Origin of the sequence: Altererythrobacter sp. BO-6 (assembly GCF_011047315.1) — a bacterium.
In the GTDB taxonomy this organism is placed as follows: domain Bacteria; phylum Pseudomonadota; class Alphaproteobacteria; order Sphingomonadales; family Sphingomonadaceae; genus Erythrobacter.
In genome coordinates this window covers 2,597,231-2,615,718 of record NZ_CP049259.1, presented here as the reverse complement: position 1 = coordinate 2,615,718, position 18,488 = coordinate 2,597,231, and the positions used below count along the sequence as shown (strand labels likewise).

Sequence of the window (18,488 nt, the reverse complement as noted above, 5' to 3'; positions counted from 1 at the left end):
ATTTGGCCGGAGAGATCGTGCGTCCAGGAACCATTAAGGGTTGCAAGGCGCGCACCGACCAGGGCGTAGATGGCATCGTTCGTGAATCGTGTGTCCGGGCTATCGATGACGAAGCCGAACGTTGGTCTGGTCGGATCAAAATCACTATCGTTGAAATCGCCCTCGGTCCTCACAAAGCGCCCGACGGCACGCAATTCAAAATCCGGGGCGACCTCCGCCGAGCCTTTGCCTGACAGCGTGTAGCTGTCGCGCCCGATATCGCGCGATCCGCCCCGCGCATTGGGTTCGCCATCGGTGCTGACGACCACGCCGGAGAGCGAAGCCTGCCAGCCCTCGCCACTTGTCCCGAGCCGCGCTGCGGCGTTGATGGTATCGTTTGTGCCGCCCTCCAGCCGTGTGGAAAATCCATCAATGCACCTGCTGTCATAAGCGATCATGCCGCCGATCGCGTCCGAGCCATAGAGCGCGGATTGCGGCCCGCGCAGCACTTCGATCCGCGATCCGATTTCGGCCTGCAGCGTGCCGATGTCGAATTCGCCCGCGAAGGGATCGGACACTTCGATCCCGTCGACTAGCACCAGGACATGATTGGCTTCGCTGCCACGCAGGCGCAGCTGCGTTTGCCCTGCAACACTGCTGACCGCCACACCCGGCACATCGCGCAGCACATCGGCAACGTCGCGTACCTGGCGAGCGTCCATGTCATCATCGGTGATGATTGAAAGCGATACGGCGTAATCGTCGAGTCTGACCCACTCGCCCCGGCTGGCCGACACGATGATCGGCGAAATGCGCATCCCCACCAGCACAACCTGGTCCTCGATGTACTCCTCTTCGCTGGCGTCCTGCGCCATCACTGGCGCGCTCCAAGCCACAGCGGCAACCGCTGCGCCGCAAATCCAACTTCGCATATTCACAATAACTCCCGTCCAAAGCGACACAGCCCCACGGAAAACATCCGCAAGGCCCAACCCTGTCGCTCAAAACGAAAGTTTTTTCCGCGCCGGGCCAATCCCTGAGCCAGGCAAAGAGCGACGCGCCCCGGTCGGTCTCCTGGCTCGCGGGTCAGCGCGGCTTGTTCCCCCTTCCCAGGCCGACCCGGCCCAGTGGGCGCACCTTTCGACAGGCGCATGAGCAAGCTGCTCGCCGCTTACAGTTGCAGGGACAGCCGCGGGATTGGAGGAACATCCCCCGCACCGCGTTCCCGTTACCGAAACGCAGATCCCATTTACGCAGCAGCGCCTGAATGATCAAGGAGTTGGATAGGGATACCTGGTGGAGCCGAGCGGGATCGAACCGCTGACCTCGTCATTGCGAACGACGCGCTCTCCCAACTGAGCTACGGCCCCGTTCAGGTTTGTGCAGCGAAAACGGGCTTCGCTGAGGGCGCGCAAATAGCGAATGCGCGCGGCGGCTGTAAAGCAAAACCATGCGCTCACCTCCAACGCAAAACAGGCGGCATCCCCGAAGGAATACCGCCTGCCTGCATCGTGGTACCGAACTCTATTGGGTCAGTTTGACCCGGCAACCATGTTGGTGGATGCGCCGTAAGTTGCATCCATCGTACGCGAACCGCCGCCACCATAACGCGCATCCCAGGCCGCAAGATCGACCCGATATTGCTCATAGGCGCTGAAGAACTTTTCGTAGACGGCTTCCATCCGCGGCAGCGCCTGCTGTGCGAACACGTTCAATTCGCCGGGCTTCGCCTGCGCCGCTTCAAAGCTCAACTGGTGCGCCACTTCGCAGAACTCGGGAAGAACCGGCGGCAGCGCGAAGTAGTTATAGACGCGCGTCATATAGGCGTCCTGTTGGTCGCGATAGGAACGACCGTGCTTGTTACGGAACTCCTTGGTCAGCGCGTTATTGGTCGCTGCCAGCTGGCGAGTGTGCCGCTTAAGGAAGGTGCGATAATTCTCGACCAGCGCAGCGTGCTCGGCGCGCAGGCAATTCAGCGCTGCCACGTTGAGGCCCGACCGCAAGTTCCAGATTGCCTGGTCCTGACTGATCCCGGCATTGACTGTCTGGCGAACGCCCTGCGCGGACATATGCGGGATTGCCATGGTGGCAAAGGCGCCCGCGGGCGGCATCGGACGCGGCGGAATGACAATCGCGGGTGGCGGCGGCGGAGCGACCGCCACTGGCGGCGGCGGCGGAGCGCTCGCTCCGCAAGCAGCAAGTACCGCAGTGCCGGCGACAACAGCCGCCAATCTTACCTTTGCGAAAATTCCTCGACCCATGATTTACCCTGCCCTTTGGTTGCGGTTCTCCGGAAAGCTAGCCAGCGCATCACTAACGCGGGCTGAATCCCGAGGGTTAACCGGGCGGGAATATACCCACTTTGAGGTAAAGAAAATGCCCGAGACGCATTGGGCGCCTCGGGCATCGGTGAAACGAGTCGTGCGTGCGACCGGGCGCTTGGCGATTACTCGCGCTGGCCCATGAACTGCAGCAGGAACTGGAACATGTTGATGAAGTCCAGATACAGGCTGAGTGCGCCAAGAATGATCGCCTTGCCGGCGAATTCCGTGCCGCGATAATAGGCATATTCGCGCTTCAGGCGCTGTGTGTCATAGGCGGTAAGGCCCGCAAAGATCAGCACACCGATGAAGCTGACCGCCCACATCAGCGCGGGCGACTGCAGCCACAGGTTAAGCAGGCTGGCAATAATCAAGCCAACCACACCCATGATCAGGAAGCTGCCCCAGCCGCTGAGGTCCTTTTGCGTGGTGTAGCCATAGAGGCTCAAGCCAGCAAAAGCCGCTGCGGTGGCGAAGAAGGTCGCCGCGATCGAACCGCCGGTGAAGACCAGGAAAATGGTCGACATCGACAAGCCCATCAGCGTGGCAAAGCCCCAGAACATCATCTGCAGCGTGCCCTTGCTGAAGCGGTTCGCGCCAAAGCTCATGGCGAATACGATCGCCAGCGGCGAAAGCGCGACCAGCCACATCAGCGGGCCGCCCGCGAAGCTGTAAACCAGCCCCGACTGCGCCGTCAGCAGTGCGACGATGCCGGTGAGCAGGATGCCCGAGGTCATGTAATTGTAGATCGACAGCATGTGCTTGCGCAGGCCGGCATCAAAAGTGACGCCGGTGCGCGGCACCGAAGCGCCGGCGAAGCCCTGCTCCTGCTGCCGCATGCGCTGGGTTTCGTTGAAATCAGTCATTGCAAACTCCATTCCGGCGCCGAGCGACGACAAGCCGGTAGCTGCAATATCGCAACACGGGTGCTGATTTTCAAGCAAAACCGGCTTGCAAAGCGTGCAACTGCTTAACCCTTTGCGCGTGCCGCCCGGCCCAATTCGGCACCTTTCGCCGCAGTTGCCTGCAATGTGGTAGTTAACAGCGATTTCAATGCGTTATTGGCATCTAGCACATTCAGGCCTTCGCGCGTCATCCCGCCCGGGCTGGCGACCCGGTCAGCAAGTTCGCCGGGGCTTACGTCCGCACCCGCGGCCAAGGCGCTTGCCCCCTCGACCATCGCCAGCGCCAATTCGTCCGCCAGTGTCCGCTCCAGCCCCAATTCCTCTGTCGCCGCCGCCAGGGCATCGATAAAGCGATAGACGAAGCCCGGACCCGATCCCGCCAGTGCGGTCACCAGGTCAAACTGCGCCTCGTCTTCCAGCCACAGCGCTGTCCCGAGCTTGGCGAACAGAGCCTGTGCAGAACTTCGCTGGGCTGCACTCAGGCCCGATTGCGCCAGGATCACCGGCGACTTGCCTATTCGCGCGGCGAGGTTGGGCATCACGCGCACATGCGCATCCGCTGAGGGAAAGGCCTCTGCCAGCATCGCGCAATCAATGCCCGCCAGCAGCGAATAGACTGTGACCCCTGTACCGGTCAGCGATTGCAGCCCGGGCGCAAGGTTTGCAAGTTGCTGCGGCTTGAAGCCCAGCAGGACCGCATCATGGGTTGCGCCCTCAGGCGGCGTACGGTGGAGCGTCACCCCCTGCGGCGCTTCGGGCAGCGCCGGATCGAGCACTGCGAATCTAGCAGGGTCCTCACCTGCTGCCAGCCAGCCAGCCAGCATCGCCCCGCCCATATTGCCGCAGCCGATGATGAGGAGTTTTCCAATCATGTCTTCGCCCCGTTGCTGAGGCGATTGAACTAGGCCTCGCCCGCGGCATCCACAAGGGCGCTTTCAAGCGCAGTTCGCGGGCTCTTGTCGCCCCACAGCACAAACTGGAACGCCGGATAGAACCGGTCGCATTCGTCGATCGCGGTTTCAACCAACGCTTGCGCCTGGTCGATGCTGAGCAGGCCTTCATCGCCCAGCAGCGCGCCGTGGCGATAAAGCAGCACATTTCCGTTCGACCAGATGTCGAAATGGCCCAGCCACATCTGTTCATTGACCAGCGCAAGCAATTCATAGGCCTGCTTGCGCTTGTCATCGGCCACGCGGATGTCCGGCAGGCATAGCAATTGCAGGACATTGTCATCGCCGCGCCAGATCGCCTTGATCTGGTATTTGGCCCAGCTGCCCTGCACCTCACCGGCCAGCTCACTCTCGCTGGTGATCTCGAACGCCCAGCCGCGCGCCTCGAACAGCGCCGCCAGCATCTCTACCGGTGCGGCATCGTCCGACGCGTCATAATCGACTTCGCGGGGTCTCATGCGGGGGCTTTCTTGCTTTGCATCGGCTGCTGATTGCCTTGGGCAAAGGGGGAAAGGCAATGGTTGTATGCGAGCCTGCTGGGGAGAACCGCACTCGCTTGTTCAAAGCCTGTGCAAAGAAAGCTGTGAATGAAGGCTTTTATTTTATAATTCAGATACTTCTTCGCCATCACCGCTTGTGAAAGTAAAGCTGTCGAGCCCTTCGGCCCGCAGCGCACTGGCCAGGTCACGTGCGTCGCCCTCGTTCCGGAAAGGACCGGCGAGCAAGCGTGTGGCACGCCCCCAGCTGGCGACATGGGGCTTCTGCTTACCGAGCAGGTCAGGCACACGGCGCGTCAGCCGGCGCCAGTCAAACTTCAGCGCATCAAGGTCACGCCCGGTCGCAACCTGCACCCAGTGGCGGCTGGGGTGCGCCACGCGCACTGGCTCGGCCGGCTTGGGCCGGGCTTCGCGCGGGATCGAAATGGCGGTGACGTCAACCGCGCCGGGGCGCGCTGCAGCCCGGGGAGCGACCGGATCGGCCAGTCCGTTGAAAGCTTCCGATACGCTGGGCTTGGGAACCGATTGTTCGCGGCTGACCTGTGCCAGGCGGCTCTCGCTGGGCGCCGGCGCAGCATCTCTGGCAGGACGAGGCGTCGACTGGCCCAGCGGCGCCCCCGCGCGGCGCAAGGCGGTTGCCGGCCTGCGTCGCCGTCCGGTTCCCCGACGTCGCAAATCCCGCCAGGCGGGGATCGTCACGACCGATCTCTGCCGCGCGCGGGAATATGCCAAGATTGGCAGCGGCAGCCTGCTGCGCCTTGGTCAGCCGCGGCATATAGGCAAGGTAGGGCGCCATCCGGCTGGCAAGATCCGCGGGCATCAACTGGTTCGCCAGCGCGCCGGCCGTCTCGGTATCACCCAGAATCGCCAGGCCGAATGAGCGCGCGCGATAGGCGGCGAGATCCTTCCGCTCGAGCAGGGGCAGCAACGCCGCTTCGAACCCGGCGCGGTCGCCGGAAATGGCAAGGCTGATTGCCAACCGGCGGCGCACCGTCTCGTCAGGGCGGGTTTCCAGCACCTTGCGATAGCTTTGCTGGGCCAAGGCGTTGTTGCCAACCAGGTCCTGCGCCAGCCCCCAGTCGCCCAGGAACGCCTCCAGCGAGACACCTGCCTGTTCCGCCTCGGAAAACATCTGCAGCGCCTGGATCGGGCGTTGGGAGCGCAAATAGACCGAAGCCATGCCCAGCTTGGCCCTTGCATCGGATGGTGACAGTTCCAGAGCCCTGCCGAAAAAGCCCAACGCGGCATCGAGATCTTCCACACCCAGCGACGCCTCGCCAGCCTCGACCAGCGCTGCAAGATCCTGCGGATTGCCTGCCAGTCGCTGCAGCGCCACCCGCAATCGCTCGACTTCCGGCGTTGGCAAGGCCTGGACCACCTCGCGCGAGGTGGCAGGCGCCGCAGATTGCTGGGCGCTCGCAGCAGGAACACAGATCAGCGCAAACAGAAGCGACGCACCGATTGATGGTGACCAAGGGAATCGCATGAGCGTCATACCGGCGCTAAGAGATCAGGAGATCGCCCCGCGCCAGCCCGAGTGAGCCGAACTGCGGGAAATTCTACGACAAACCGCGCAGTCTGGGCCGATTACTGGTTATTCTGGCGCCCCAGGAACCGCGGGATGCTGAGCGATGAACCACCTGCATCGTCTTCATCCTCGTCCTCATCCTCGGGCCGTTCCACCCCGCGAGAGAGGTTGGCCATGCGTTCGAACAGGGTGCTGCCGCCACTTGCCGCAGCGCCCGCTGCCGCGCCGCCGGCTCCACCGCCGCCCAGGATCGAGGCGCGCCTGCCCCCTGGCTGCGCAGCGTCATCGCTGGCTGCAGGTTCCGCAGCACCAGTGCCACTTCCGGCCTCTTCGGTGAGATCCATTGGTTCGTCGCTCGGTTCGCTGCCATAGCCCTGACCGCCACCGCCAAATTCACCATAGCCGTCATCGTCATCATTGCGCAGACCTGCGAGCGGATCGACGATACCATCAACGTCATCGTCTTCCTCGTCTTCGCCCATCTCGTCGCCAAGCTGCATCCCGCTCAGGTCAAACGGCTCACCAGCCGGCTCATCGTCGAGCTCGGCCTCGGGCTCGTAGATTTCCTCGACGGGCTCGGCTGCATCCATCGCCAGCTCGAAGGGCTCTTCTTCGACCGGTTCGGGCGCGGGCATTTCCGGCGCGGCGGTTTCTTCGGGCAGTTCCAGCACGGGGCGCTTGGGCGCACGGCCCATGCCAAGCGAAATCGGTGCACTTTCAGGCGCGCGCTGCACGGCATGCTGGTCAATACCGGTGGCGACGACCGATACGCGGATTTTGCCTTCGAGGTCGGGATTGAAGGCCGAACCCCAGATGATGTTGGCGTCTTCATCCACCAGTTCGCGGATGTGGTTCGCCGCCTCATCGACTTCGAGCAGCTTCATGTCTTCGCCGCCGATGATCGAAATGATGACGCCCTTTGCGCCCTGCATCGACACGCCATCGAGCAGCGGGTTGGCAATTGCGCGTTCCGCCGCTTCGAGCGCGCGGCTTTCACCCTCGCCCTCGCCCGTGCCCATCATCGCCTTGCCCATCTCGCTCATCACCGAACGCACGTCGGCAAAGTCGAGGTTGATCAGGCCCGGCATAACCATCAGATCAGTGATCGAGCGCACGCCCTGCTGCAGCACTTCGTCTGCCAGCTGGAACGCTTCCTTGAAGGTGGTTTCCGCCTTGGCGATCAGGAACAGGTTCTGGTTGGGGATCACGATCAGCGTATCGACGTGCTTCTGCAGTTCTTCGATACCGGCATCGGCAGCACGCATGCGGCGCGATCCTTCGAACAGGAACGGCTTGGTCACCACGCCAACGGTCAGCACACCCTTGCGCCGGGCAGCCTCGGCAATCACCGGAGCCGCACCCGTGCCAGTGCCGCCGCCCATGCCGGCCGCGATGAACACCATGTTCACGCCTTCGAGCGCGTCCTCGATTTCGGCGACGGTTTCTTCTGCAGCCGCCTTGCCCACTTCAGGGCGGGCGCCAGCACCCAGGCCGCCGGTGATCTCCGGCCCAAGCTGGATCTTGGTCGGCGCCTGCGACATGCTGAGTGCCTGCGCATCGGTGTTGGCAACGATGAAGTCGACGCCTTCGATCTGCGCGTCGATCATGTTGGCGATCGCATTGCCGCCCGCGCCGCCGATCCCGACTACGGTGATCCGGGGCTTAAGATCGTCGCTCGTTGCCGGTCCGATATTGATGCTCATGACGTAGATCCTCCGGGCACACCTCGGCCCTATTAACCATTAGCGCCTATGTGGCACAAAGCTGCTATACGTTTGATAGCGCAATAACCCTTATCCACAGTGGTTAAGGCACGGCTGATAGCACCTTTTTCCTTCAAAAACTCTCTCGCAACGCGCGCCACAGCCGATCCAGGCCCAGAACCCCACCCAAGCGCGTGATGGGCGCGCGCGTTTCGCCGATCGAAGCGGATGTCGATCGGATCATCCGCAGCATAGAGGCAAAGCCCCGCCAGCGTCGCGAATCCGGGCGTCGCATGCGCTTCGGGCAAGCCGGTGAGCGCGGGGGGGCGGCCGATCCGGACCGGCATGCCCAGCGCGCCCTGCGCGAATTCCGCCAGCCCGGCCAGTTCGGCACCACCGCCGGTCATCACCACTTGCCCGCCGCGTATACCGGTAAAGCCCATCGACTTGAGCGCGCGACCGATCTCGTCGGTCAGGCCGGAAAGATGCTGCGTCACGATCGACACCAGCTCTGCCCTGGCGATGCGGTTTTTGTCATCCGCGCCGCGCGCCACCGGGCCCGCCTGGTCGTCGCCCGGACCGTTAACCGGGATCATCTCGCGATGGTCAGTCGGGCTGGCGATCGCCGAACCCGAGACGCACTTCAGCCGCTCGGCCTGGAACTTGCGAATGCCGAAGGCCGACGCGATGGCATCGCTGATGTCGCCCGAACCGTAAGGCAGCGCCTTGAGGCCCAGCAGCATGCCGCCGGCATAGACCGCTACGTTGGTCACTTCCCCGCCGATTTCGACCAGCGCCACACCCAGCTCGCGCTCTTCCTCGCTGAGACATGCATAGCCCGCAGCGAGCGGCGCCGCGACCACTGCCTCGACGTCCAGATGCGCATTCTGCACCGCCTCGGTCAGGTTGCGCACCGGCGCCCCATCGGCCAGCATCACGTGGATATCGACCCCCAGCCGTTCGGCGTGCAGTCCCTTGGGGTTAGCAACCCCATGTGCGCCATCGAGCGTGTAATGCGCTGGCTGGGCATGCAGCACCATCCGCCCGTCAGGCTGGATCGTGTCGCGCGCGGCGATCAGCAGGTGTTCGATATCCTCTTCTTCGATCCGGCGCCCGCCGATATCGATTTCCACCTTGGCAACCTGGCTCGCCAGCCCCGCCCCGGCGCAACCGACCCACACGCTTTGCACACTGGTGCCGGCGTTCTTTTCGGCGCGTTCGACCGCGTCGCGAATGGCATAGGTTGCAGCTGCCATGTCGGTGACATAGCCGCGCTTGATCCCGTTGGAGGCGCGGTGGCCCGAACCCAGTACCTGCAACTCGCCGCTTTCGGTCAGCCCCATGATCATCGCCGAGATCCGGAACGAACCGATATTGACGGCGCCAAAATAGCGGATGAAGCGAGTGGCAGCCATCAGTTGGTCTCTTCCGTTTTTGCAGAGCCGTTCAGCACAGCGTCTGCCCGGCCCGGGATGCGCATGTAGAGGCGCGGCGGCGCGCGCATGTCGAAGGTCGCCACTTCACCGCCCAGCAGGCGGTTCTGCCCGTCGAGTCGGGCGAAGGAAACCAGCGCTGCGGCGGCTTCGTCTTCGCCTTGCGGCAGCGCCAACACCTGCCGTGTCCCGAAAGTCAGGTTCCAGCGCCGGTTGCCGACCCATTCCGCACCACGCACCTGCGGCCGCAGAGCCGGGGCGGCATCGAGCAGGCGTTCGAGCGCGGCAACCTGCCGCGCGGCGCCCGGGCCGGAAATCAGCAGGCGATCCCCGATCGCCGCGCGGCTGACCGCCTCCAGTTCATTGCCCTCGACATCGACCAGCATGAACCGGTCAGGTTTCTGCAGCACGGCATGCGGTTCGCGTTCGACGATATCGATCGCTAACGTGCCGGGCAGCTGGCGCGAGACCCGCGCATCCTTCACCCACGGCAACTCAAGCAAGTCGGCGCGGATCGCCTCCAGATCGACCTGCGGCATTGGCCGGTCACGCTCGCCCAGCACACGCTCATACACGCGATCCTCATTCATCCGTTCGACGCCGGACACGCGCACATGGCGCACCTCAAAGCCCGCGCGCGAGGCCAGATGCGCCATCTCTGCCTGCAGCAGCGCAGGTACACCCGCGAGGCTGGCGATCAGCCAAGCCAGTGCCAAGGCGGCAAAAATGATGATGCCCAGGAAAATCCGCTGCAGCTGTTCTTCGGTGAAGGGCAGCAGCCCCATCAGCCAGTCGATCACCCGGTTGGTGGTGCTGCGCGCCTTGCGGGCCTTGCTGGCGCGGTCATTGGCCTGCGCAACGCGCCGCACGCCTTTGGCAGAGCGTCTAATCGTGGCCATCGCCGCCCCCTGCGAGCTTGTCCGGGGCGTAGCGCCGCAAGGCATCCGCCACGATCGCTTCGACCACGTCGGCGTAATCCATGCCGGCATTGCGTCCCTGCTCAGGCACAAGGCTCAAAGGCGTCATGCCCGGCTGGGTGTTGGTTTCCAGCACGAACAGCCCGTCTTCCCCCAGTTCGTCATCCCAGCGGAAATCGGTGCGGCTCACCCCGCGACAGCCGAGGACACGGTGGGCGGTCAGGGCGTAATGTTCGCAGAGCGCGGCGATCTGCGGCGGGATCTGCGCCGGGCACACATGCACCGTTCGCCCATCGGTATATTTGTGCTCGTAATCGTAAAAGCCGCTTTCGATCACCAGTTCGGTGACGCCCAGTGCAAGCGCCCCCTCCGCCGTGTCGAGCACCCCGGCGGTCAGTTCGCGCCCCTTGATGAACGGTTCCGCCAGCAATTCGACGAAATCCTGCCACGGCCCGATCGCATTGCGGGCGATCGGATTGCCGTAATTGCTGTCATCGGTGACGATCGCGACGCCGACCGAGGAGCCTTCATTGACCGGTTTCAGCACATAGGGCCGGGGGAGCGGGTCGCGCTCGAAAATCTCCGCACTCTTCACGATCCGCCCGCCCGGAAACGGCACGCCGTGCGGCTGCAGCACCAGCTTGGTCAGCTGCTTGTCGATTGCGATCACCGAAGTCGCCAGGCCCGAGTGGGTATAGGGTATCCCCATCAGGTCGAGCATGCCCTGCACGCTGCCATCCTCGCCCGGTACCCCGTGCAGCGCATTGAACACGACATCGGGCGCAGCTGCGGCCAGCCGGGCCGCAACTTGCCGGTCCATGTCGATACGTGTCACGCGATGGCCGCGCGATTCCAGCGCATCGGCCACGCCCTTGCCACTGGTCAGCGAGACTTCCCGCTCGTTGGCCCAGCCGCCCATCAGGACTGCAACGTGAAGTTTGGGAAGGCCGGTCATGTCGCTCCGCTCACTGCCGCCCCACCCGCTGGATTTCCCATTCGAGCTCTACGCCCGACATGTCGCGCACGCGGCGGCGCACTTCCTCGCCCAGCGCTTCGATCTCGCTACTGGTCGCTTCGCCGGTGTTGATCAGGAAGTTGGTGTGTTTCTCGCTCACCTGCGCGCCGCCCACCATCAGCCCGCGGCAACCGGCCGCATCGACCAGTTCCCACGCCTTGCGCCCGCCCGCAACATGCGGGTCGGGGTTCTTGAAGGTCGATCCGCCGGTCTTGGTGCGGAGCGGTTGCGAAGCTTCGCGCGCGGCGGCAATCCGGTCCATTTCCGCACCGATGGCGGCAGGCTCTCCGGGCGCGCCTTCGAACCGCGCGGCGACCACAATCGCGCCTTCCGGCAAGTCGGAATGGCGATAGGTGTATTTGAGCGCCGAGGCCGGCAATGTCACCAGCTCACCGGTGGGCATCACCACATCGCAATCGATCAGGATCGAGGAGACTTCGCGGCCATAGGCGCCGCCGTTCATCTTCACGAAGCCGCCGACGGTGCCCGGATCCCGCGCAGGAATTCCAGCCCGGCAATCCCGGCGTCGCGCGCGGTCGAGGAGACCAAAATACCGCTCGCCCCGCCGCCGCATTCCAGCCGATTGCCTTCGAGGACTTCCACTCCGGCAAAGGCCTTGCCCAGCCGCACGACCACGCCCGGCACACCGCCATCGCGCACGATCAGGTTCGATCCCAGCCCCAGCGGCATCACCGGCACGCTGCCGCCCAGCGCCCGCAGGAATTGCTGCAAATCCGCCAGGTCAGCGGGTTCGAACAGCCAGTCGGCCCGTCCGCCGGCCTTGAACCAGACCAGCTTGGCAAGCGGCGCATCGCTGCTCAGTTTGCCGCGTACTTCAGGTAGATTATCCAGCTTCATTCCGACTGCGCCCCAGCAATCGCATTGCCAATCGCCGGTGCGAGCCCGGCAGCCCATTTGGTGATATCGCCCGCCCCCAGGCAGACCACGATATCGCCCGCAGAAAGAGTGCCTGCCAGCACCTGCGCCAGTTCCTGCTGGTCTGCGACGGTCGCGGCGGCGCGATGCCCGCGCGATTTCAGTCCGGCCACCAGCGCTTCGGCATTGATGCCTTCGATCGGGTCTTCGCCAGCGGTGTAGACCGGCGTCACGTAGACCTGGTCAGCGTCGTTAAAGCAGCTCTGGAACTCGTCCATCAAATCACGCAGGCGGGTAAAGCGGTGCGGCTGGGCGACCGCAATCACGCGTCCGCCATTTTCGCCACCGACGGCCTCGCGCGCGGCGGCCAGCACGGCCTGGATTTCGACCGGGTGATGAGCGTAATCGTCAATAACGGTCGCGCCGGCCACCTCGCCAACCTTGGTGAAGCGCCGCCGCACTCCGCCGAATGCGCCAAAGCCTTGGCGGATCACCTCATCATCGCAGCCCATCTCGATCGCGACGGCAATCGCCGCCAGTGCGTTCTGGACATTGTGGCGACCGGGCATCGGCAAGCGCACGCCTTCGATCCGGCGATCTTCCTCTCCGCGCTGGCGAACCATGACGTCGAACACATTGCCGCCCGCATCTGGGCGAATGTTTACCCCGCAGATGTCGGCCTGGAGCGAGAAGCCATAGGTTACCACCTTGCGGTCACGCACCTGGCCGATCACCGCCTGCACTTCGGGGTGGTCGATGCACAGCACCGCCGCGCCATAGAACGGCACGTTGTGGATGAATTCCACGAAGGCGCGCTTCACACCGTCGAAATCGCCGTAGTGATCGAGATGCTCGGGATCGATATTGGTTACGACCGCGATCGTGCCGTCGAGCCGCAGGAAGCTGCCATCGCTTTCGTCGGCCTCGACCACCATCCAGTCCGACGCGCCCAGCCGCGCATTCGAGCCATACTGCTCGATGATCCCGCCATTGATCACCGTGGGATCGATCCCGCCGCGGTCGAGCAGCGCGGCGATCATGCTGGTGGTGGTGGTCTTGCCATGCGTGCCGGCAACCGCGACGGTCGACTTCAGGCGCATCAGCTCGGCCAGCATCTCCGCACGGCGAACCACGGGGATGCGGTTTTCCAGCGCTGCGGCCACTTCGGGGTTGGTGCGGCGCACAGCGGTTGAGGTTACGACAACGGCCGCGCCGTCCACATTCTCGCGCGCATGGCCAACCATCACTTCGATCCCGCGTGCCCGCAGCCGTTCGACGCTGGGCCCTTCGGAAATGTCCGAGCCCTGCACCTTGTAGCCAAGGTTGTGCATCACCTCGGCGATGCCGGACATGCCGATCCCGCCGATGCCGACGAAATGGATCGTCCCGATATCAGTCCCGACGCCCTTCATTCGGCGCGGTCCCGATTGGCAGCACCTGCCGTGCGCGCACCCTCTCCTGCACGCTCGCGTGCGTCTCCGCTCACGCGAATCACATCCATCAGATCGACCCCGCCAAAGCTCTCGACCAGGTCGGCCAGGTCGCGCGCGGCATGCGGGCGGCCGCAGTTCCAAGCGGCATGGGCGGCATTGGCGAGCGTCTGCGGCGCCATTGCCATGGCCTGGATCTGCAGCGAGATATCCTTCGACAGTTTCTGGAAGGCGTCGGACTGGGCCACGCGCTCGCGATTGTCCTTGTCATCCCAGCCTGTGACTTCCTTCACCGTCACCGCCGGCTGGCGGATCATCCGCGCCCCGCCTGCCTTCACCATTTCGCGGGTGTTCGCGGCCTGGTGGTCATCGGTCGCGATCGGCAGCGGGATCAGGATCGCCGGGCGGCCGACTGCGGTCAGCTCGGCAATGGTCGACGCGCCCGCCCGCCCGATGAACAGGTGGCAATCGGCAAGCCGCGCCTCCATGTCCTCGAAATAGGTGCCGAGCTCTGCTGGGATATCATGCGCGCGATAGCGTTCGCGCACCCGGTCGAGGTCTTCCGCGCGGCATTGCTGCGTCACTTGCAGCCGCTGGCGCAGCGCAGGAGGCAACATCGCCAGGCCATCGGGCACCACTTCGGAAAGCACCCGAGCGCCCTGGCTGCCGCCGGTCACCAGCACCTTGAGCAGCCCGTCCTCGGTAAACGGCGGATAATCCTCATCGCGCAGCGCCAGCACTTCGGGCCGCACAGGGTTGCCGACCACATGCACCTTGTCGATATGCTTGTGCTTGAGCCGCTCGACTTCGAGATAGGCGGTCGCAATCGCATCCACCCGTCCGGCCAGCAGGCGGTTGACGCGGCCCAGCACCGCGTTCTGTTCATGGATCACTGTGGGAATGCCAGCGCCGGTAGCGGCAAGCATGGCCGGAAACGCGGGATAACCGCCAAAGCCGACCACCGCGCTTGGCGCGAAGCTGTCAAACAGGCGGTGGGCCATGGCCCGCCCTTCGAGCACGGACCTGATCCCTCCAATCCAGCGGAGCGGGTTCTTGCCGAAGCGGCCGGCAGGGATGACATGCGCAGGCAGGAAATCGGGCTTGCCGGGGATCGAGGCGCCCCGTTCATCGGTGATCAGCGCGACGTGGTGGCCGCGCCGGTCAAGCTCGGTCGCCAGCGCAAATGCCGGGATCAGATGGCCGCCAGTGCCCCCTGCGGCAAGCACATAGTGGCGGCTGGCGCCGGTGCGGGTCTGGCCGTTCATGCGGCATCGTCCTTGCGTTCGAGCAGCGCCTTGAGCCCCGGGGTCTGGCGCCGCAGGAATGGATTGCGGCGGGTAATTGCCAGCAACAGGCCAACCGTCAGGCAGGTGGCGATCGTGGATGAACCGCCATAGCTGACCAGCGGCAGCGTCATACCCTTGGACGGGAACAGCTGCAAATTGACAAGGATGTTGATGAAGGCCTGCCCGCCGATCGCTGCGACCAGGCCAGTGCCTGCCAGCACGGCAAACAGGTTTTCCTCATCCACCAGCCGCACCAGCACGCGCCAGATCAGCGCCAGGTAAAGCACCACGATGATGGCGCAGGTCAACAGGCCGAATTCCTCGCCGATTACTGAAAAGATATAGTCCGTATGAGCTTCAGGCAGGTTCATCTTGCGAACGCCCAGCCATAGCCCCGTCCCCGTCCAGCCGCCAGCCAGAAGCGTACGCTGCGCCAGATCGACCTGGTCGAAGGCGGTGCCGCCGCCCAGGAAGGAATCGATCCGGTGGCGGGCGTTGTCATAGAGGAAATAGGCTGCCGTCAGGCCGACGATGCCGACGCCTACCAGCACGCTCAGCCGCTGCACGCTGATGCCTGACAGCAATACCAGCACGAACCAGATCCCGGCGAATAGCATGGTATCGCCGAGGTTTGGCTGAAGCATCAGGAACAGCGCGATCAGCGCCATGATCGCCGAGGCAAAGGTCAGCACCGGCAGTTCAGGGTCCCGCTGGCGCAGGCTGAGGATCCACGCCAGCAGCACCGCGAAGCCGGGCTTGAGGAACTCGGACGGCTGGAGCGAAAAGCCGAGGTTGATCCAGCGCTTCGCGCCGTTCACCTCAAAACCGATCACCGGCACCAGCGCCAGCATCACCAGCATGCCCGAAGCGAGCAGAATGCCCGCCTGCCTCGCCCGTTCGCGCGACAGCAAGGATGCGCCGATCATCACGCTGAGGCCGATCATCTGCCACACGATGTGCTGGCGGAAGAAATGGAATTCGCTGAGTTGGACCTCGGCCGTCGACAGGCGCGAGGCACTGGCCGGCGATCCGGCGGCGACCCCTGCTGTGCCAATCAGCATCAGTACGAGGACGAGACCCAGCAGCACCTTGTCCAGTTCGCGCCACCAGATGCGCAGCTCGGCTTGCCAGTCGATCTGCAAGGGGTTGCCCGGCCCGGGCCTGCGGCTGCGATGGTGCGGGATATAGGGCTTGACGGTGCTCATGCGTTGTCTCCCGCCGCCATCGCCGCCTGCTTGTCTTGGCTCGCGCCGGTCAGCGCGGCGACGATCTGGCGGAAATGCTCGCCGCGGCGTTCGAAATCCTTGAATTGGTCGAAGCTGGCGCAGGCGGGCGAGAGCAGGATCACGTCACCGGGCACCGTAACCCGCATGGCGCGGCGGACTGCAGCATCGACCATCTCGCTGCGATCGACCGGCACGCGTCCTTCAAGCAGTTCGGCAAAGCGCGGCCCGGCTTCGCCGATGGTATAGGCGGCCTTGACGTTGGCGAGATGTGCCTCGGTTGCGCCGAGCCCGTCTTCCTTGGGCAATCCGCCTACGATCCAGTGAATGCGCGGCGCGCCATTATTGATCGCCGGATCGGGCGGGAACGCAGCCAGTGCCGGTGCAGCACTGTCGGTGTTCGTCGCCTTGCTGTCGTTGACGAACAGCACGCCGTTGTAGGTGGCGACGCGCTCCATGCGGTGAGGCAGGCCAGTGAAGGTGCGGAGGCCTTCTCCGATGACAACGTCGGTCAGCCCAAGCGCACGACAAGCAACCACTGCGGCCTGAGTATTTTGCAGATTATGCGGGCCTTGTAACGACGGCCAGTCCTTTTGTCCGCTCGGCAGATCAACCTTGTCGATGAATTGGATCGAAAGCTGTTCGGACGCTCCATCCAGAACATCAAGATCAGCTTCAGCCGCATATTCGACGACCGCTAACCTTTGGGCGGACTGCATCTCGAACAACCGTGCCTTGCTCGCGGCATATTTCTCGAAGCTGCCATCATACCGGTCCAGATGATCGGGTGTGATGTTGAGCAGCACCGCGACATCGCAATCGAGGCTGAAGGTCAGGTCGATCTGGTAGCTCGACAGTTCGAGCACATAAACTCCGCCTTCTGGAAGCGGGTCCTGCGCCAGGATCGGCAGGCCGATATTCCCGCCCATCGTCGTCGGTACGCCCGCGGTCTTCAGGATATGGTGCACCAGCGCGGTGGTGGTCGATTTGCCATTGGTGCCGGTAATCCCCACCACCTTGTGCGGCGGCAGCTCTGGCCGAGCCTGCGCGAACAGTTCGATATCGCCGATCACCGGCACGCCGAATTTCTCCGCATGCGGCTTGATCGGGTGCGTGTTGAGCGGCACGCCAGGTGACACCACCACGCCGTCAAAGCCCGTCAGATCCATTTCCAGCGGATCGGCCAGTTCGCAGCGCCCCACGAAGGGCGCGCGCGCGACATCCTGCCGGTCCCATGCGACCACCCGCGCGCCGCTTGCCAGCAAGGCCTCGACCGTCGCCGCGCCCGAGCGCGCGAGGCCAAGCACCGCATAGCTCTTTCCGGAAAAGGCCTGGGCGGTGATCACCGGCGCGTCACCTCAGCTTCAGCGTGGCAAGGCCCGCCATCGCCAGCACGATCGCGATGATCCAGAAGCGGATCACGACCTTGCTTTCGCTCCAGCCGAGTTGTTCGAAATGGTGGTGGATCGGCGCCATGCGGAACACCCGCTTGCCGGTGCGCTTGAACCAGAACACCTGGATGATGACGCTGGCGGTTTCGACCACGAACAACCCGCCCACGATCAGCAGCACGATCTCGTGATGGCTGGCAACGGCAATCGCGCCGAGCGCGCCGCCAAGGGCGAGTGAGCCGGTGTCGCCCATGAACACCGCAGCAGGGGGCGCGTTGAACCACAGGAAGGCGAGCCCCGCTCCCATTATCGCCGCGCAGAAGATCGCCAGTTCGCCCGCGCCCGGCACATGCGGGATGCCGAGATAGGCAGAAAAGTCGACGCGCCCGACAAGATAGGCGATGATCGCGAAGGTACCTGCAGCGATGATCACCGGCATGATCGCCAGCCCGTCCAGCCCGTCAGTCAAATTCACGGCATTGCCGAAACCGACGATGATCGTTGCCGCAAACAGGAAATAGAACGGCCCGAGCGGGATCGACACCCCGCTAAGGAACGGCACGTAGAGATTGGTGCTGACCTGGCTAACAATGATCCACGACGCCACGCCCGCGACGATGAACTCCAGCAGCAGCCGGACCTTGCCCGAAACGCCGCGATGGCTCGCCTTGGATACCTTGTCATAGTCGTCGAGGAAACCGATCACCCCGAAACCGATTGTGACCGCGAAACAGGCCCAAACCAGCGGATTGGAAAGGTCCATCCACAAGAGCAGCGAGAAGGTGAGCGACACCAGGATCATCAGCCCGCCCATGGTGGGCGTGCCGCGCTTCGCCAGGTGCGATTGCGGCCCATCCTCGCGGATCGGCTGCCCCTTCCCCTGGCGCACGCGCAAAAGGTTGATGAAGCGCGGGCCGATCAACAGGCCGAAAAACAGCGCCGTGATCAGCGTCGCACCGGCGCGAAAGGTCTGGTAGCGTATGAGGTTGAGGACGCCTTCGAAACCCAGCCATTCGGCGATCAGGTAGAGCATG

Annotated in this window: 14 protein-coding genes, 1 tRNA gene, 3 pseudogenes and 1 riboswitch; all 18 genes and pseudogenes read right to left on the bottom strand. The window is 64.0% G+C overall.

Annotated elements, in window-relative coordinates; translation table 11 throughout:
* Positions 1-497: 497 nt before the first annotated feature.
* A pseudogene (locus G6N82_RS15075) lies at positions 498-701 on the bottom strand (TonB-dependent receptor plug domain-containing protein); the annotation flags it as partial.
* Between the two features lie 324 nt (positions 702-1,025).
* A riboswitch (cobalamin riboswitch) is annotated at positions 1,026-1,261 on the bottom strand.
* A gap of 12 nt (positions 1,262-1,273) precedes the next feature.
* Positions 1,274-1,349: transfer RNA gene (locus tag G6N82_RS12760), tRNA-Ala, on the bottom strand.
* Positions 1,350-1,511: 162 nt separating this feature from the next.
* A complete protein-coding gene (locus tag G6N82_RS12755) occupies positions 1,512-2,090 on the bottom strand; it encodes a hypothetical protein (RefSeq protein WP_206520203.1) in 579 nt (192 codons plus the stop codon).
* Positions 2,091-2,425: 335 nt separating this feature from the next.
* Complete coding sequence (locus tag G6N82_RS12750) at positions 2,426-3,139, bottom strand: Bax inhibitor-1/YccA family protein (RefSeq protein WP_241255266.1); 714 nt, start codon at positions 3,137-3,139, stop codon at positions 2,426-2,428.
* 131 nt (positions 3,140-3,270) lie between these two features.
* The gene (locus G6N82_RS12745) at positions 3,271-4,077 is read right to left on the bottom strand and encodes a pyrroline-5-carboxylate reductase (protein WP_165197001.1); all 807 of its coding nucleotides are present in this window, start codon (positions 4,075-4,077) and stop codon (positions 3,271-3,273) included.
* A gap of 29 nt (positions 4,078-4,106) precedes the next feature.
* Positions 4,107-4,613: a YbjN domain-containing protein gene (locus G6N82_RS12740; RefSeq protein ID WP_165196999.1), complete on the bottom strand. Its 507-nt coding sequence runs from the start codon at positions 4,611-4,613 to the stop codon at positions 4,107-4,109.
* 144 nt (positions 4,614-4,757) lie between these two features.
* A complete protein-coding gene (locus G6N82_RS12735) occupies positions 4,758-5,030 on the bottom strand; it encodes an SPOR domain-containing protein (RefSeq protein WP_165196997.1) in 273 nt (90 codons plus the stop codon).
* A 58-nt stretch (positions 5,031-5,088) separates the two neighbouring features.
* Entirely contained in the window at positions 5,089-6,147 is a 1,059-nt protein-coding gene (locus G6N82_RS12730; RefSeq protein ID WP_165196995.1) for a tetratricopeptide repeat protein, read from the bottom strand.
* 92 nt (positions 6,148-6,239) lie between these two features.
* The gene (ftsZ, locus tag G6N82_RS12725) at positions 6,240-7,883 is read right to left on the bottom strand and encodes a cell division protein FtsZ (RefSeq protein WP_165196993.1); all 1,644 of its coding nucleotides are present in this window, start codon (positions 7,881-7,883) and stop codon (positions 6,240-6,242) included.
* A gap of 133 nt (positions 7,884-8,016) precedes the next feature.
* Positions 8,017-9,298 (bottom strand): annotated as a pseudogene (gene ftsA / locus G6N82_RS12720) (cell division protein FtsA).
* Positions 9,298-10,215: an FtsQ-type POTRA domain-containing protein gene (locus G6N82_RS12715; protein ID WP_165196991.1), complete on the bottom strand. Its 918-nt coding sequence runs from the start codon at positions 10,213-10,215 to the stop codon at positions 9,298-9,300. The pseudogene ftsA and the gene G6N82_RS12715 overlap by 1 nt, the downstream one beginning before the upstream one ends.
* Positions 10,202-11,188, bottom strand: a complete 987-nt coding sequence (locus G6N82_RS12710) for a D-alanine--D-alanine ligase (RefSeq protein WP_165196989.1) — start codon at positions 11,186-11,188, stop codon at positions 10,202-10,204. Before G6N82_RS12710 ends, G6N82_RS12715 begins: the two co-directional genes overlap by 14 nt.
* Positions 11,189-11,198: 10 nt before the next feature.
* Positions 11,199-12,106: pseudogene (gene murB, locus G6N82_RS12705) on the bottom strand (UDP-N-acetylmuramate dehydrogenase).
* Positions 12,103-13,536, bottom strand: a complete 1,434-nt coding sequence (murC, locus tag G6N82_RS12700; RefSeq protein ID WP_165196987.1) for a UDP-N-acetylmuramate--L-alanine ligase — start codon at positions 13,534-13,536, stop codon at positions 12,103-12,105. Before murC ends, murB begins: the two are co-directional and overlap by 4 nt.
* Positions 13,533-14,819 carry an undecaprenyldiphospho-muramoylpentapeptide beta-N-acetylglucosaminyltransferase gene (murG, locus tag G6N82_RS12695; RefSeq protein ID WP_165196985.1) on the bottom strand — a complete coding sequence of 429 codons (1,287 nt, stop codon included), beginning with the start codon at positions 14,817-14,819 and terminating at the stop codon, positions 13,533-13,535. The genes murC and murG overlap by 4 nt, the downstream gene beginning before the upstream one ends.
* Positions 14,816-16,045, bottom strand: coding sequence for a putative peptidoglycan glycosyltransferase FtsW (locus G6N82_RS12690; RefSeq protein WP_165196983.1), 1,230 nt, complete (start codon positions 16,043-16,045; stop codon positions 14,816-14,818). Before G6N82_RS12690 ends, murG begins: the two co-directional genes overlap by 4 nt.
* Complete coding sequence (murD, locus tag G6N82_RS12685; protein ID WP_165196981.1) at positions 16,042-17,409, bottom strand: UDP-N-acetylmuramoyl-L-alanine--D-glutamate ligase; 1,368 nt, start codon at positions 17,407-17,409, stop codon at positions 16,042-16,044. The genes G6N82_RS12690 and murD overlap by 4 nt, the downstream gene beginning before the upstream one ends.
* Positions 17,410-17,416: 7 nt before the next feature.
* Complete coding sequence (mraY, locus tag G6N82_RS12680; RefSeq protein WP_165196979.1) at positions 17,417-18,487, bottom strand: phospho-N-acetylmuramoyl-pentapeptide-transferase; 1,071 nt, start codon at positions 18,485-18,487, stop codon at positions 17,417-17,419.
* Position 18,488 lies beyond the last annotated feature (1 nt).